The sequence below is a fragment of the Flavobacterium sp. genome (assembly GCF_023151265.1).
Lineage (GTDB): Bacteria > Bacteroidota > Bacteroidia > Flavobacteriales > Flavobacteriaceae > Flavobacterium.
In genome coordinates this window covers 1-16,788 of the sequence record NZ_JAKLJH010000007.1, presented here as the reverse complement: position 1 = coordinate 16,788, position 16,788 = coordinate 1, and the positions used below count along the sequence as shown (strand labels likewise).

Here is a 16,788-nt window from a genome sequence, read left to right as displayed (position 1 = left end):
CAAGAAGATTTTTAAAAAATGCTTACCAACAAAAAACCCGCTTGATGTACTCAAACGGGTTTCTGATTTATATGATTTAATTACATAGCATCATTACTTCGCTTGAGCGGAGGTATGATGATGATGATGTAATTGATTTAAAAACATAATTTCTGTTAGTTTTAACATTGCAAAGTTAACGACTTAATTTCCGAATAAACAAAATGTTTTTGAAATTTTATGTTTTGTTTAGTGATCATCGTTGTGTGATTCGTGTTCGCTATTTGTTTCCGAAGCATTACCAATATTGGCATTTTTCCTAATTTCTGTATGACGAATTTCGCCACCTGAAGTTCCTACATTTTTAGACAAAACGGCTGATCCAATAGCTAAAACTAAAACCACATAAGAAACAATTGCAGCTTTTGAATGCTTTTTAAGATTCGCTACCAAGCCTAAAATCGAAAGAATTCCTAAACCATAAAGTACTTTCATGAAAGTTTCGGCCATTTCTTCATGTTCGTGAATAATGTCATGAGAAATACCTAATTCTTCTACAATTTCCTCTGCTCCTTCGCCTGTCATCATCGTAGCTTTTGCCATAATCATACAAACGATGAACATTACATAAGCAGTATTAACTAAAATAGTCTGCTTTTTGATTATTCCGTATGCTAAAATTCCAATTCCGAAGAATAAACCTATAATTGGAAAATGGTTGAAAACCATGTGTAAATGTGCTTGATTCATAATTTCTATTTTTTTAATTTGTTAACTCGAAAACTCCTTTTGCTAAAATTTTTGATTCTTGATGGATATTTTCATCTGAAATTATTTCAGTATGATGTTCTGAAACTTCTCCAATTTGTACCAATGTTTTCTTGAAACTGTAGTTATTGTTCGCTTCTTTTACTAATAAAAGTACAAAATTCTTGTCACCGCTTTTTATTACGGCTTCATTTGGTACACTTAAGCCTTTTTTAGTTGCGATGATAATTTTAGCTTCGGCAAACATTCCAGATAACAATTTTTCTTTTAATTCGGGCTGTAACAAGCCGAAGACAGAAATGCTTCTATCCTTGTTTTCAATAGACTTTCCAACGGTTTTAACTTTTGAAGTATAAACTTCTTTTGAAGCTTGTGGAATGGTAAATTCGATATTTTGTCCTTCTTTAATTTTTAAAATATCACTTTCAAAAACATTTAAATTTAACAATAAATGTTGGGTATCCACCACTTCCATAATCACATCTGAAGGCGACATGAACATCCCTACATTGGCATTCATTACCGTGATATCTCCAGAAATTGGAGCCGTTAAAGTAATTACAGAAGTAAATTTACCTTTCTCAACATTAGTAGGATTAATGTTTAATAACAATAATTTCTCACGTAAACCTTGATACATTCCTTTTGCTTGGCGGTAATCGCTTTCTGCTTTAAGATAGTTTTTTTGTGAAGTGATTTTTTCATTGAATAAGGTTTTCTGACGCTCAAATTCCGATTTTAGGTAATTGATTTGTTCAGCAACTTCCACGTAATCTTTTTGAATATCTAAGTATTCTGTGTTTTCAAGTGTTACCAAAACTTGTCCTTTGGAAACTTTATCACCCACTAAAAACTGAGATGACTTTACATAACCACCAATAAACGGTGTAATTTTAGCCCGATATTGTGGTGGAACATCAATTTTTCCTGATGCAGAAACAGTGACGTTAAACTCCTTTTCAACCAAAGTGGCAAGTTCCATTTTAGAGGATTGAAATTGTTCTTTAGTAACTGTTATCAATCCATTATTTGGAGTTACAACTTCGTTTTTTTCTTCTTTACAAGAAATGAATAATCCAATTAGTGCTATTAAAATGCTATTTTTTATCATTAGTTCTCGATATTTAGGTAATATAAATCTAAAATAGTGGTGTTGTATTGCATAACGGCATCCAAGTAATCTACTTGAATGGTTGTGGCATTTTCTAAACTTAAAATGTATTGAAAAAAGTCGATTTCACCATGTTTGTAACTGCTGTCGGCTACTTTTATGATTTCTTCGGATACTTTTTTCCCATACTCATTGTAGTAAGTTATGGCTTGTTGTTGTTGTTCTACTTCTTGTTGTTTTTGTTTGATATAAGAATCTATTTTAGTTTCTTCTTGTTTCTTTTGTGATTCCCAAGCTTGGGTTTCTAGTTTGGCAACTTTTGATTTTGCAATATTTCCATTGAATAAAATGGGTACAGATAATCCTACTTGAAAACCATATAAAGATTGAGATAAACCCGAATTTCTTCCTTGAAAATATTCCAGATTAAAATCGGGTAACCAATTCTGTTTTTGCAAACTTTCATTTGATTTATAAATTTTTGTAAATGATTCTAAATGTGAAACATATAAATATTTACTTGAATTTAAAGTTACAGTTGAAATAGGCTCTGAAATTGTATTTGAAATTACTATTTTTTCATCACTTTGTACTAAAGATTGTAATAATTCAAATTGTGCTTTTTTCTCTTTTTCAAGTTGTGATAACTTGGTTTTGATTTGACGAAATTTTGCTTCAGCGGTTATTTTTTCTAAATAATTGGTTTCGCCTAATTCAAATTTTCTGTTGCTTGCTTTTGAGAAATTTTGGTACAAACTATCTAAGTAACGATATAATTTTTCTTGATGTTGAACATTCACAATTTGATAATATACTTGTGAAATTTGTAATTTCAGTTGGTTTTGCTGAATTTCAAATCCGGTTTTTTCTTTTTCATATTCCGCATTATATAATTTCTTTTTAGCACCATAAACTGTTGGAAAAGAAAAGGATTGTTGCGCTCCAAAAACTTTTAAAGGTTGGTTATTTAAAGCTAAATTATTTTGATCGTAGCTGTAATATACATTCGTTTTTTCGAAATCATACGCCAATTTTGTTGCTTGTTTTGCTTTTTCAATTTTCAATTGACCGGCTTTAATTCCAGCATTTTTTGAAATAGCTTTCTTAACCAAACTATCTAATTCGGGATTATTTTGCTGTGAAAAACCTATGAATGGCAACAAGATAAAAATGAGTAAAACGTCTGAATTTTTCACTTTTTTGAATTTTGGTTTTTTGAATTCTTTTTCATCTAAAATTTTAAACAAAATAGGTAAAACTATCATAGTTAAAAGCGTTGCGGTAAACAATCCTCCGATTACAACTGTTGCTAAAGGGCGTTGCACCTCTGCTCCTGCCGATGAAGAAATTGCCATTGGTAAAAATCCTAATGCTGCTGCCGAAGCAGTTAATAAAACGGGACGCAATCTGTCTGTTGTTCCTTTTAAAATGAGTTCGTTCATATTGGTCATGCCTTGATGTTTTAATTCTTTGAAATGTTCTATTAAGACGATTCCATTTAATACTGCAATTCCAAAAAGTGCAATAAATCCAACACCTGCCGAAATACTAAAGGGTAAATCGCGTATCCACAAGAATAAAATTCCTCCAACAGCAGATAATGGAATTGCGGAATATACCATCAACGCTTCTTTTACTGAACCAAAGGCGAAATGTAACAATACAAAAATTAAAAATAAAGCAATTGGAACTGCAATCATTAAACGCGCTTTTGCACTTTGAAGGTTTTCAAATTGTCCTCCATACGCTACTCGATAGCCATCTGGTAAATCGATTTTGGTTTCAATTATTTGCTTCACATCATCTACAACACTTTGTAAATCTCGGTTACGAACGTTGATTCCTACTACAATTCTTCGATTGGTATTATCTCTTGAAATTTTAGCTGGACCTTCGGTATATTCTATTTTTGCTAATTCTCGCAATGGAATTTGTTCGCCGTTTGGAGTGGTAACATAAAGATTTTGTAAGTCTTCCAAGTTTTTACGATTGCTTTCATCTAAACGAACTACCAAATCAAAACGTTTTTCCCCTTCAAATACATTCCCGGCTGTTTTTCCTGCAAAACCTAGAGCAATCATGTCATTCAAATCGGCAATATTTAAACCGAATTGGGCGATTTTACTTCTATCGTATTGCACAAACATTTGAGGTAAGCCTTCTGTTTTTTCAATGATAATATCCGAAGCGCCTTCCACATTTTTAATTGCTTTTTCAATTTCATGTGCTTTTTTAGCTAAAATATCTAAATCTTCTCCGAAAATTTTAATCGCCACATCAGAACGTGAACCTGAGATTAACTCATTGAATCGCATTTCGATAGGTTGTGTAAATTCTACTTCCATATTCGGAATTTTTTTCTCAATGGCTGCTTTAATTTTATCTGCTAATTCGTCTTTTGTTTCCGCTGAAACCCATTCCGATTTTGGTTTTAGTTTTACAATCACATCACTTTCTTCCATACTCATAGGATCTGTTGGCACTTCGGCTGCACCAATTCTACTAACAACTTGAGAAACTTCAGGGAAATTCTTTAGAATGATAGCTTCAATTTTTGTAGTGGTTTCAATGGTTTTGGTTAATGAAGTTCCTGTTTTTAAAACGGGTTGAATTACGAAATCTCCTTCGTCTAATGTGGGGATGAATTCGCCTCCCATTGTACTAAATATACCAACTGCTAAAACTAATAATCCTGCAGCGCCATAAATTACTTTTTTAGTGTTATCCAAAGCCCAAGTAATAACAGGTAAATACCAAGAATTCAATTTATTAATCAAACGATTGGAAAACGAATTTGGATTTTCTTCTCTAGGTTTTAAAAATATGGAAGAAACTACAGGAACATAGGTAAAACAGAATAACATCGCTCCAACTAAAGCAAAACTAAACGTCATTGCCATAGGTTTGAACATTTTTCCTTCTACTCCAGAGAGCGACAATATTGGAATGAAAACGATTAAGATAATCAACTGTCCGAAGATAGCCGAATTCATCATTTTTGAAGCACTTTTATAAGTAATTTGATCAATTTCGTCTTGACGTTCTTTTTTAGTTAATCCGACTAATTGATTTGATTTTGAAGCAATTTGAAAGGCTATAAATTCGACAATAATTACCGCACCATCAATGATAATTCCAAAGTCGATAGCACCTAAACTCATTAAGTTCGCATCGATTTTAAGAATATTCATGAACGAAATGGCAAACAACAAACATAGCGGAATTACAGAAGCTACAACCAATCCTGAACGCCAGTTTCCTAGTAAAAGAACTACTACGAAAATAACAATCAAACAACCCAAAATTAAGTTTTCGGCTACTGTGAAAGTCGTTTTGCCTACTAATTCGCTTCGTTCTAAAAATCCGTTGATATGAACGCCTTCTGGCAAGGTTTTCTCGATTTCTGTTACTCGATGTTTTACGTCGTCAATTACTTGTTTGGAATTGGCTCCTTTTAGCATCATCACTTGACCTAAAACCTTCTCTCCTTCTCCATTTCCTGTGATGGCTCCAAAACGATTGGCGTGACCAAATTTTACTTGTGCAATATTCTTAACGTAAACCGGATTTCCGTTTACATTTTTAACGACAATGTTTTCAATATCTTCTAGTTTTGTTACTCGACCTTCACCACGAATAAAATAACTTTGATTGGTTTTTTCAATGTAAGAACCGCCTGCAATGCTGTTGTTTTTCTCAATTGCTTCAAAAAGTTCGTTAACCGAAATATTCATCGCTTTCAAACTCGAAGAATGAATGGCAATTTCGTATTGTTTTAAATAGCCACCCCAAGTATTGATTTCTACAACCCCTTTTATTCCAGATAATTGACGTTTTACTACCCAATCTTGAATAGTTCGTAAATCGGTAATCGTATAGCGATCTTTGAATTCAGGTTTAACTTCTAAGGTGTATTGATACACTTCTCCTAAACCTGTTGTTATTGGTCCCATTTCAGGAGTACCAAAACCTTGTGGAATTTTCTCTGTAGCGGTTTTGATTTTTTCAGCAATTAATTGTCTTGGTAAATATGTTCCCATGTCTTCTTCAAAAACGATGGTTACTACAGATAAACCAAATTTTGAAATTGAACGAATTTCTTTTACACCAGGTAAATTCGCCATTTCTAATTCCACGGGATACGTGATATATTGTTCGATATCTTGTGTGGAAAGATTTCGAGAAGTAGTGATAACTTGTACTTGATTATTGGTAATATCAGGAACAGCACCAATAGATATTTGGAATACCGAAAATATTCCGTAACCAAAGACTCCAAGTGTAAAAAGGAGTACAATTAGTTTGTTTCGTAAACTTAAAGCAATTATTTTTTCTAACATTTTATTAAAATTATAATAAACGAATAGCATTTATCGGACAAACCGATAAACACATTAGCATCATTAAAAATGATTATTTACAAAAAATGTTAGGCTATTTTAGGGGGTAACCAAATAGTAGTTATCAAATGTGATTTGAAAGACTGGTGGTAAAAAAACTTCTGCTTACTGGAAATTACAGCTTTTACAGGCTGAATTTGAAAATTAGTATTGTTTACCAATAAGAAAACCGTTGATGCAATTTCAAAAGTTTTAAAAGGCAAATCTTGATGCTCTTCTGGGTTGTTTTCTGCGTTTTTGGAATAATGCGATTCCAAAAAATCAATAAAAGAAATTGACGTTGGAATCAACTCATTTTTGTGTTCAATGTAATGTTCGATTAAATTCGGAATTTTCAATAATTGACCTATCGATGTGTTAGCACACATAAATACTGAAATTAGAAAAAGAGCAATTAGCTTGTTCATTTTAATCGAATTATCAAAATACATTACAAAGGTAAAGAATAAAAGTGTTGTATTTCTTAAGAACTACTTAATGTTAGTTAATCAATTTAACTTTCATTTTTCCATTTTTGAATCGTTCACTCGCTATTTGATAATAAGAAATAGTTTTATTTTTTAAGGAATTATTTCTGAAATGCTGTAGTTCTAGAGTTTTATTATTTGAATTCCATTGATATTGATTTACTTTTTTTCGGTCGTTAATTTCAGTAAAAGTAGTCCCTTCTAACAAGCCTAAGGTTCTGTAATTTCCTAAAAATGCTCTTTCATCAGAAGTTTTCATCTTTGAAATATCCTTACCGAAAAAACTTGAAGTATAATTCCAGTTAAAGTAACCAAAAAGTGTTGGTATTAAATCAATTTGCGAAACTAATTTATCAATCTTTTGATTTTTTGTATTCAAATTATAAATAATAGCTGGAATGTGATGTTTATCTACATTTATTTCCCATTTACCTGCACTACTAGCACAATGATCTGCCACAATAACAAAAACAGTATTTGAAAACCATTTTTTTGTTTTTGCTTGTTTTATGAATTGTCCTAATGCAAAATCAGTATATTTTACTGCTGCTTCTCTAGTTCCTTGTTTTAAATCAATTTTATTATTAGGAAAACTATATGGCTTATGATTAGAAGTTGTCATTATAAATTGAAAAAAAGGTTGATTTGAATTAGATTCTAAATCGGCTTTTTTTAAAGATTGCTTGTAAATGTCTTCATCACAAATTCCCCAAGCGTTTTCAAAAGTTACTTCACTATCTGGAATAGTTGTTCTTGTTGTACTAATCTCATCAGATAATGGATTTCCTCTATCTCTATCAATTATATTAAATCCTTGACCTCCGAAAAACGTATTCATGTTATCAAAGTAACCATCGCCTCCGTAAATAAAATCGAGTTGATAGCCTTTTTGTTTTAAAACAGTGGCAATAGAAAATAAACTGTTATTGCTTTGTCTTCTTACGATACTATTTCCTGGCGTTGGTGGAACACATAGTGTTAAAGCTTCCATGCCACGAACCGTTCTTGTTCCAGTTGCATACATATTTTTGAAAAAAACACCTTCATTAGCTAATTGATTTACATTAGTAGTTAAGTTCTCTGAATTTCCAAATTCTTTTAAATAATCAGCACTAAAGCTTTCGATACAAATTAAAATTATATTAGGTTTTACTTCTTTAGTTCCGTATATATATCTTGAAATGTCATCATAATTTGTAGAACTAAAATTCTCATCTGATGCTAATAAATTAGATTTTACAATTTTGTAAGCCAACTTTTTATCCAATTTTGGATAAAATAAATCATAGTCTAATTCGTTTGAGCGAAAAGCAGCAAAAAAAGAAAAAACTCCATTTTTAGATAATTCATTTTCATAAGTATTTGAGCTCCATTCAGCTTTTTTATTATCTAAAATTGAAAATAGACTGACAACTAATAGTAAGTAAACAAATAAGATTGCAATTCGGTTTGAAAATTTTGGTTTTGAACTGAATGCTGTTTTGAATATTTCGTTCTTATTTAGCAAATAAAATATAATTAAAATACAACTTAGTAAAACCAAAATTATTATTGGTAAAGGATAAGATTGATTAATATTTTCTATAACCTCATACGTATAAATTAAATAATCAACCGCAATAAAATTAAATCTTGTATTGAATTCATCCCAAAAAGGAAACTCTGCAAAAAAAGAGAATAAAACAACAAAAAATGACAAAGAAAGAATAGAATAATTGGTAATAATATCTATTTTTTTTCCAATCCATGATGAAGGTAGTAGCGTTAAATAAACGATATAGATAAATAAAAATGATAAACCTACAGCAATATCAAAGATGAAACCTTTCCCAAAAATCTTGAAGACTGAATAGATTGATAATTCTAATTTATCAATTGACATTGTTGCTAATATTGTTCTAACAATAGTTGATAAAACTATATAACCTATAAAAAAATAGATAGCAACTAAATAACGATTATATAATAATTTAAGATTCATAACTACAAGTAAGAATAATAAGTAATTGAAAGAATAACTATAGAAATTAGAACAGCAAAAGAAACAGCTCCAGCGGCAATATCTTTAATAAATCCTATTTTGTGATGATAATCTGGATGAATAAAATCACATATTTTTTCTACTGCAGTGTTTAGACTTTCTATTGCTAAAATAAATGCAATACAAAATAATTGAACAATCCAATCTGATTTGGATAATCCAACATACAAGCCAAAAGCAATTAATAGTAGTGAAATAATTGTTTGTGTGATTATAGCGTGTTCTGTTTTTATCAATAAAAACATTCCATACAAAGCAAATTTGAGACTCTTTAATCGTCCAAACACAAATGATTTCATAAATTAAAATTTAATCAAATGTATTGGTTCAACGTCCAAAAATGCTTAAGGATTACTTAATAGAAAATTAAGATTTAATTAAATTTAAGAATAAAACTAGTGCCTTCGTTCAATTTACTGTTTACCATTATCCCTACATTAAGTAAATCACATAAACGCTTTACAATTGAAAGACCAATCCCAGTTCCTTTGATTTCAGGATGATTGGAAACATCGGAACGATAAAAAGAATTAAAAATTTTATTCAAATCTTGTTCTGAAATTCCAACTCCATTATCAGAAACGGTAAAGATGATTTCCGTTGGAGTTTTCTCTAATTGTAAAACAATTTTCCCGTTATCATGAGAATATTTAATCGCATTAGAAATCAAATTACTAAAAATAATAGAAACCAAATAATTATCGGATTGAATATAATAATCATCTGAAAAATCAGCTTTTATTTTGAGTTTTTTACTTTCTATTTTGTCTGAAAAACGAGTTAAATTATCTAAAATTAAAGCATTCAAGTAAATCGATTCTTGCTTTACGTTTTGTTTTTGATTTTCAAATCGAGCCAAAAGTAACAATTGATCTACCATGTGATTTAATCGATCGACTTCCGAAATACAGAATTGAATTTTCTCCTCATATTCTTGTTGGTTTCTTGGCTTTCGAATTAAAACTTCCATCGTTCCTTTCATTACGGCTAATGGCGTTCTTAATTCATGCGAAGCATCAGAAGTGAATTGTTTTTCTCTATCAACAGCGTTTTCAATTCGATTTAAAAGATTGTTGATATTTTCGGATAAAACGTATAATTCATCTTTATTTTGAGGTAACGGAATTCGCGTTTTTAAATTATCTTTAGTGATTTGACTCGAAGTTTCGATAATAGTTTGAACTGGTTTTATGCTTCTACCAGCAAAAAAACGAGCTATTAAGAATAGTAAAATCAGGATTAGTGGAAACGTAATCAAGAGGATATTTTTTAATATCAAAACAATTTCAAAATCTTCCATTGACATGGCTACAACTAAAAATCCAACAACTTTATTATTATTGATAATAGGTGTTTGAATTTGTCTAATAGGAATTTTATTAAGTTCAGAATTTACAAAAATATCATTTTGTGAAGTGTCAAATAACTTTAAATCAGCATTTTTTAAATTTGGTGATTTATCAATGATTTTTTTATTGATGTCATAGAATTCTACAAAAACCGGATTTACATTTATTGAATTGTGTTCACGAGCTCGCCATTGGTCAACTTGAATAAAAAAAGTATCATTTTCATCAGTTGAAACATCATCTAAATGCTTTGTTAATTCTTCTTTAACTTCTTCGTTAATATGATCATTAACACTATATTTTACAATATGAAAGATAAAAAGAAAAACGATTGCAATAAAAACAGAACCACTCACAATGTAGTTAAAAGCAATTCTATTTTTAAATGAAAATGAAAACATAATTAGCGTTCTATAGATTCGAAATTAGGTTCAATGTGGATTAAAACATGACCTAATTCTATTAGTTCTTTTCGTAAAGTATCTTTTAAATGATGCGCAATATCATGGCCTTCTTTAACCGATTTATTACCATCTACCATAACGTGTAAATCTACGTGATATTTCATTCCGGCCTTTCTAATGAAGCATTTTTCAATACAAATTACACCTTCAACAGAATGAGAAATTCGCTTAATTTCAACTTCCAAATCCTGATACAAATGTTCGTCCATAATTTCTCCTAAAGCAGGTCGGAAAATTTTATAGCAATTGTACAAAATAAACACAGAAGCCAATAAAGCTGCCCAATCATCCGCTGATTCATATCCTTTTCCAAAATAAAGAGCAATAGATATTCCTATGAAAGCCGCAACCGAAGTAATTGCATCGCTTCTATGGTGCCAAGCATCGGCTTTTAGTGAACTACTATTGGTTTCAATGCTTTTTTTCATGACAATTTGAAACGAAATTTCTTTCCAAAGAATGATGGCTCCTAAAACAAAAAGCGTAAAAGGTCTTGGTAATTCGTGCGGTGTTTGAATGTTTTGAATACTTTCGTAGGCAATAACTGTAGCCGAAGTAATTAAGAAACCTACCACCAAAAAAGTAACCAAAGGTTCGGCTCTTCCATGTCCGTAAGGATGGTTTTCATCAGCGGGTTTGTTCGAATATTTAATTCCGAAAAGCACTAAAAAAGAGGCAAACACATCTGCTGTAGATTCAATAGCATCAGCAATCATGGCGTACGAATTTCCGAAATATCCTGTAATACCTTTAATTAATGCTAATAAAGTATTTCCAATGATGCTAAAATAAGTCGCTTTGATGGCTTTTTCTGTGTTTGGCATGCTAAATTTCGTTTGCGATATACCCTACTCCTCTAATGGTTTTAATTAAATCTTGGTCTTTAGTTAAATTCAATTTCTTTCGGATGGAATTCATAAACACATCAATAACTCCTGTATCGTATTCAAAATGAATGTCCCAAACGTCTTCAATAATGTTCGTTCGGGTGCAAACTTGACCTTTGTTTTTAATTAGATATTCAAGTAATTCAAATTCTCGTTGTGTCAAAGATACTTCTTTATTGTCAACAAAAACCTGAAATTTTGACTTGTCAAGCGTAATATTTCCTAAAGTTAAAACTTTTATTTCATCTTTAGTTCTAAAATGAATTTTGATGCGTTCTAACAGTTCATCAAACGAAAATGGTTTCTTTATATAATCATTCGCGCCAGCTTTCAAACCTTCAATAGTTTCTTGAACGGTATCCTTAGCCGTTAGGAAAATGATGGGTAAATTGTTTTTTTCTAGTCGAATATTTTTACAAACGTCTATTCCTTGCATTTTGGGTAACATCCAATCCAATAAAACCAAATCTATTGGAAGTTCAAGTGCTTTTTTTAAACCTTCAACACCATCAAAAGCTGAAGAAATGGTATAATTTTCTTCTTCTAAACCTTGTTTTAGAAAATCTACAATTCCTTTTTCGTCTTCTACAATTAAAATATGCATGTTATTGAACTTTATTGAACAAATTTTACTCCGAAAGTGAAAATATTTGCTGATAATCCGTCATTTCTATCATAGTGATTGAATCTGAAATCGATATTTTTTAAGCCGAATTTCCAAATTTTCATATTGGTGAAAATATCGGTGTAATTAATTCCAAAACCATATTGATTGGCAGCAAAAGTCGATAAATCATAATCAGAAGTATAGAATTTATCTGTAGAAACATGTCCTTCGTATGGCGCAAAATATTTCGATTGCTGCTGCGTGTAATAACGGAACATTGGAATAACCGTAAACTTATCCGTTAATTTATACGGAATTTCAATATTGAAAGTGTGTGATGAAATATCCCAATCATCAAAATAATAACGATAATAGGTTCTCAGCGTGAATTTTTCATTCAAATAGAAATTCCATCGCGTACCAATTGGTAACTTAAATCGCGAATCAGGTAAACGCTCAATATCATCTGCTAATTGAAATTCGTTTATAAAGAAATCGCCTTTGTCAGCAAAATAAACACGTTGATAAGGGGTTGAAAGTAAACCATTTTGATATAAAACATCCATAAAAATAGAACCTTGCACTTTTTTAGTTACCACTTGAGAAAATGCCAAACTTAAAGCAAATGAATTTCTATTTTTCTTATCATGTTCTTTAAAATTTACTGGATTGTAAACTTCTGAAGAAATTTGTCCTGGTGTAATAACGAAATCATCATAAATTCCACCATTCATTCCGCCATAATCTACAAAATCTTGTAATTCTTTTGGATAAATTGGTTTCCAAGTATCTAAATAAACATTAGCATTTACAGAAACTTCAGAGTTTTTTCCATTGAATAGTCTAGAAACACCTCCACCAAAACCAATAGACGAATAATCGTATTCCACAGAACCCGAAATATGCCCGTTCCAAATCGTATTTCTATCGTCTGAACTGTGACTGTAATTTAAAACTAATGAAGTCAAAACATCTTGTGCAGAAGCTCCAGAACTAGCTTGCCAAGGACTTGGAGTATTACTATCAAACGGATTGATATTTCCAGATGAAGCAGATGAATACGCAGAAATTCCGGCATCAACCGTTAATACATCATCATCGTTAAGGGGAATTGCAACCACAAATGTTGGTGTAATATTAGTTAATTCCTCCATACCATTTCCACCCGAAACAGCGGAGTGAATACCGTCTTGTTTGTAGTAGCTCATTAAGAAATCTACTTCAATAGTTTCCAAAACACGTTTTTTATAAACTACTTCCGTTGAATCTTTCTCTTGAGAAAAACCAAATGTAGTTGTAAGAAACAAAATTATACTTAATTTTTTCATAAACCAATTACCTTTTACCTAATTACATCCACAACCACCACCAGTTTTTCCACCATTAGCACCCGAAGCTGCTTCGCGATACACTTGAAACGTAGTTTCAAAACGCTCTGAACTTCTGGCTGAAAGTTTCATTTCGGGATCATTGATATATTGTTTGTCGTACTCTTTTACGGTGTTGCATGAGATTGCCGAAAAAACAACTATTACAACTAAAATTAACTTTTTCATTTATTGATATTTTTTAATGTCTATATTTTTTGATGTATGAATCACTCCTTTGTCATCTACTATAATGCAACCAATTCCTTTTAATTGATTTATTAAATCTAAACCTACATCAACTCCTAAAACGAATATTCCAGTAGCCAAAGCATCTGCGATTTCAGTTTGTTTTGCAAAAACAGAAACACTCACAATTCCTGAAGCCGGATAACCCGTTCTTGGATCGATAATGTGCGAATAACGTTTCCCGTTGAAGGTAACATACTTTTCATAACTTCCTGAAGTTTCAACCGCAGAATCGTCTAAAGGAAAAGTTGCGAACACTTTATTTTTGTTCATAGGATTTACAATTCCAACGGTCCAACTCTTATTATCTGGTTGCTTTCCCCAAGTATTAATATCTCCTGAAACATTCACTAATCCAGATTTACATCCTTTCACTTGAAGTAATACTTTAATCTTATCAGCGATATAACCTTGACCAATTCCCCCAAGACCTAATTTCATTCCTTTATTTTTAAGGAAAATTGTGGTGTCTTTTGGATTTAGAATAATATTTTGATAGCCAACTTTTTCTACTGATTTTTTGATAGCTTCTTCTGATGGCATTTCTTTCATACTTCCATCGAATTTCCAAATCTTATCCATTGAAGCATAAGAAATATCAAAAGCTCCAGAAGTTAATTTCGAAATCTTAGTGGCACGTTCAACTAAATCATAAACTTCTTGATCTACTTTTACAGGTTGAATTCCTGCATTCTGATTAACTTTAGAAATTTGAGTCGTAGGAATCCAATCTGAAATTAAGTTTTCAATTCGTTTAACTTCATCAATGGCTAAATTGGTAAAATAATTACCTTCCAGAGAATCTTTAGCTACCACGGTAATTTCAAACGGACTCCCTAACAAACTTTGCTTTTTCTTGAAAATTTGCTGTGCTAAGCCCAATTGGGTAACCAAAAGAAAAACTAATACTTTTTTCATTTTCTGTCGATTGCATGAATCATTTTGATATACTCTTCTGGAGAAACGTTTTTAAAGCCCATTTTTCCTAAAACTTTTCCGTTTTTATCCAAAATTACAACCAATGGAAAACTACCTTCAACATTGTATTTATCTGCTAATTTTCTGTTGTGTTCGGTTTGCTCTTTTGATAAAGTATTGGCTTTTTTTCTAGGAAAATCGGCACGAACTACAATCCATGATTTTTCAGCTTCATTTTTAAAAGCTTGTGAATGCCAAATGGTTTTATCTAACTTGATACATGGTGCACACCAATCGGAACCTGAAAAAACAATAATGATGTTCTTATCTTGCTCAGAGGCTTGTTTTTTGGCGTCATCGAAATTATAATTCCAATTTTGAGAAACTGCAAAATGGGTAATTGAAAAGGCAATTAAAAAAAGTAACTTTCTCATTTCATTTAAATTTATATCAAATGTAACGAGAAAAAGTATTGGATTGTATTTTTTTGTACTGAAATTAAGCGAAAATTAAGTTAGCTATATAACAGCTTAGCTTCTGAAATAACAGCAATTAAAACCTCATTATCAATTTCTTCAAGTGAATAATAACGAAGAGATTTCACCGTATTTCTATTCTCGTCAACTAAAACTTCCTGATTATTTTTTAGTTCAAAACCTTTAGCAAAACCTACATCTAAAAAACCTTTTTTATGATTAGAGCCAAATAACAAAAAGGCTTTTTCTTGAAATATACATACGGAATACCCCATTTGAAAAGCAGTTCACTATTACCCAGCTCTTGTTCAACTACAGAAATGACATGAAGAATCATGGCTTGATATTTTTCTGGTTGACTAAGTATGTAAGCTTCTGTAGGTTTCATTTTTAATTTAAACTAGATTTTTTAGCTTCAACTAGTAAGCGATTGCTATATTTTAATAATTTGAATGCTACCCAACCTATTAAGGCAACTAAAATTATTATTCCAACAATATAACCAAATAAAAAAGGAAAACCTTCTTTTTTGTATTCACTTATTTGCGATAATGTATTGAATGATGACATTAACAAAAGTATAAAAATGAATATACTCACCCCTTTTAATAAATATCCTAGAATTTTCATCTGATTTTTTTTCAAAAATAACCCAAAAAAAGTTTGGTCAGCAAATTATTTATTATTTACTTTGTATTTCAAAGTACTTTAAAATGGAAAACGAAAAATATCTAAATGACATTAGCGAAATTAAAAATTTGATGAACAAATCGTCACGTTTTATTTCCTTAAGTGGTTTGTCTGGAATTTTAGCAGGCGTTTATGCTATAGTTGGTGCATGGTTAGCATACAAAACTATTTACTTTGACACTTCTACAATGGGTGCTTATCGCGATTTAATAATTTCGGAAGAAGCAGTTATTAGTTTGTTAATAATTGCAGCTTCTGTTTTAATTTTATCTATTCTAACTGGAATTGTATTGAGCATTCGTAAAGCTAGAAAAAGTAACGAAAATGTTTGGAATGCAGCTTCTAGACGATTAGTTATCAATTTCATGATTCCGTTAGCAACAGGAGGTTTTTTTATTATCTTTTTAATTGAAAAAAACATGTTTGGACTAATCGCTCCCCTAACCTTAATATTTTACGGACTAGCTTGTGTAAATGCCAGTAAATATACCATTGGAGATGTTCGCTATTTAGGAATTACGATGATTGCTTTAGGTTTATTATCGACTTGGTTCTTAGGTTACGGATTGTTGTTCTGGGCATTAGGTTTTGGCGGATGTCATATTTTATACGGAAGTTTAATGTATTTTAAATACGAGAGAAAGTAAAATGTGGTTATTTGGATTAGCATTTTTATTTATATTTTTTTTAATTGTATCTATAATTTTATTCATATTAAAGTTAATTTTTAAGAAAAAAATATTTAATACTCTTAACATAGCTTGGTGGATTTTTTTTGTTTCAATTCCATTTATATTAATGATTTTATCATTTTTTACATCAAAAAAAGAAGTAGAAAAAGAAAATATTATTGGAGACTATATAATTGACAGAACTAAATGTTCGGTTAAACAAGCAGATTGGCAATACAATCATTACAGATTTAAAATTACAGAAGATGATAAAATTTACTTTTATATAACAAACAAAGAGCAAATTATTAAAACAATTAAAGGAAATGTAACATATACACACA

16 protein-coding genes and 1 pseudogene are annotated in these 16,788 nt (G+C 30.7%); 2 read left to right on the top strand and 15 right to left on the bottom strand.

The window, feature by feature from the left end; translation table 11 throughout:
- Window positions 1–228: 228 nt before the first annotated feature.
- The 15 genes from L6Q46_RS01325 to L6Q46_RS01255 all read right to left on the bottom strand — a co-directional run bounded on the left by L6Q46_RS01325 (window position 229) and on the right by L6Q46_RS01255 (window position 15,713).
- Entirely contained in the window at window positions 229–729 is a 501-nt protein-coding gene (locus tag L6Q46_RS01325) for a hypothetical protein (protein WP_291282771.1), read from the bottom strand.
- A gap of 13 nt (window positions 730–742) precedes the next feature.
- The gene (locus L6Q46_RS01320) at window positions 743–1,858 is read right to left on the bottom strand and encodes an efflux RND transporter periplasmic adaptor subunit (protein WP_291282770.1); all 1,116 of its coding nucleotides are present in this window, start codon (window positions 1,856–1,858) and stop codon (window positions 743–745) included.
- A complete protein-coding gene (locus tag L6Q46_RS01315; RefSeq protein WP_291282769.1) occupies window positions 1,858–6,198 on the bottom strand; it encodes a CusA/CzcA family heavy metal efflux RND transporter in 4,341 nt (1,446 codons plus the stop codon). Before L6Q46_RS01315 ends, L6Q46_RS01320 begins: the two co-directional genes overlap by 1 nt.
- Before the next feature lie 89 nt (window positions 6,199–6,287).
- Entirely contained in the window at window positions 6,288–6,665 is a 378-nt protein-coding gene (locus L6Q46_RS01310; protein WP_291282768.1) for a hypothetical protein, read from the bottom strand.
- A gap of 73 nt (window positions 6,666–6,738) precedes the next feature.
- On the bottom strand, window positions 6,739–8,607 hold the full coding sequence (locus L6Q46_RS01305; RefSeq protein ID WP_291282767.1) for an LTA synthase family protein: 1,869 nt from the start codon (window positions 8,605–8,607) through the stop codon (window positions 6,739–6,741).
- Between the two features lie 101 nt (window positions 8,608–8,708).
- The gene (locus L6Q46_RS01300) at window positions 8,709–9,065 is read right to left on the bottom strand and encodes a diacylglycerol kinase family protein (RefSeq protein ID WP_291282766.1); all 357 of its coding nucleotides are present in this window, start codon (window positions 9,063–9,065) and stop codon (window positions 8,709–8,711) included.
- A gap of 74 nt (window positions 9,066–9,139) precedes the next feature.
- Entirely contained in the window at window positions 9,140–10,516 is a 1,377-nt protein-coding gene (locus L6Q46_RS01295; RefSeq protein ID WP_291282765.1) for a HAMP domain-containing sensor histidine kinase, read from the bottom strand.
- A gap of 2 nt (window positions 10,517–10,518) precedes the next feature.
- Window positions 10,519–11,403 carry a cation diffusion facilitator family transporter gene (locus tag L6Q46_RS01290; protein WP_291282764.1) on the bottom strand — a complete coding sequence of 295 codons (885 nt, stop codon included), beginning with the start codon at window positions 11,401–11,403 and terminating at the stop codon, window positions 10,519–10,521.
- A gap of 1 nt (window position 11,404) precedes the next feature.
- Window positions 11,405–12,070 carry a response regulator transcription factor gene (locus tag L6Q46_RS01285; protein ID WP_291282763.1) on the bottom strand — a complete coding sequence of 222 codons (666 nt, stop codon included), beginning with the start codon at window positions 12,068–12,070 and terminating at the stop codon, window positions 11,405–11,407.
- A gap of 11 nt (window positions 12,071–12,081) precedes the next feature.
- Complete coding sequence (locus tag L6Q46_RS01280; RefSeq protein WP_291282762.1) at window positions 12,082–13,401, bottom strand: DUF3570 domain-containing protein; 1,320 nt, start codon at window positions 13,399–13,401, stop codon at window positions 12,082–12,084.
- 18 nt (window positions 13,402–13,419) lie between these two features.
- Complete coding sequence (locus L6Q46_RS01275; protein ID WP_111565912.1) at window positions 13,420–13,629, bottom strand: DUF4266 domain-containing protein; 210 nt, start codon at window positions 13,627–13,629, stop codon at window positions 13,420–13,422.
- On the bottom strand, window positions 13,630–14,607 hold the full coding sequence (locus tag L6Q46_RS01270; protein WP_291282761.1) for an FAD:protein FMN transferase: 978 nt from the start codon (window positions 14,605–14,607) through the stop codon (window positions 13,630–13,632).
- Window positions 14,604–15,041, bottom strand: a complete 438-nt coding sequence (locus L6Q46_RS01265; RefSeq protein WP_111565914.1) for a thioredoxin family protein — start codon at window positions 15,039–15,041, stop codon at window positions 14,604–14,606. Before L6Q46_RS01265 ends, L6Q46_RS01270 begins: the two co-directional genes overlap by 4 nt.
- An 80-nt stretch (window positions 15,042–15,121) precedes the next feature.
- Window positions 15,122–15,358 carry a hypothetical protein gene (locus tag L6Q46_RS01260; protein ID WP_291282760.1) on the bottom strand — a complete coding sequence of 79 codons (237 nt, stop codon included), beginning with the start codon at window positions 15,356–15,358 and terminating at the stop codon, window positions 15,122–15,124.
- Between the two features lie 115 nt (window positions 15,359–15,473).
- Complete coding sequence (locus L6Q46_RS01255; RefSeq protein WP_291282759.1) at window positions 15,474–15,713, bottom strand: hypothetical protein; 240 nt, start codon at window positions 15,711–15,713, stop codon at window positions 15,474–15,476.
- An 83-nt stretch (window positions 15,714–15,796) separates the two neighbouring features.
- Between L6Q46_RS01255 and L6Q46_RS01250 the strand changes: the two genes are divergently transcribed.
- The gene (locus L6Q46_RS01250) at window positions 15,797–16,420 is read left to right on the top strand and encodes a hypothetical protein (RefSeq protein WP_291282758.1); all 624 of its coding nucleotides are present in this window, start codon (window positions 15,797–15,799) and stop codon (window positions 16,418–16,420) included.
- A 151-nt stretch (window positions 16,421–16,571) separates the two neighbouring features.
- Window positions 16,572–16,788 (top strand): annotated as a pseudogene (locus L6Q46_RS01245) (hypothetical protein); the annotation flags it as partial.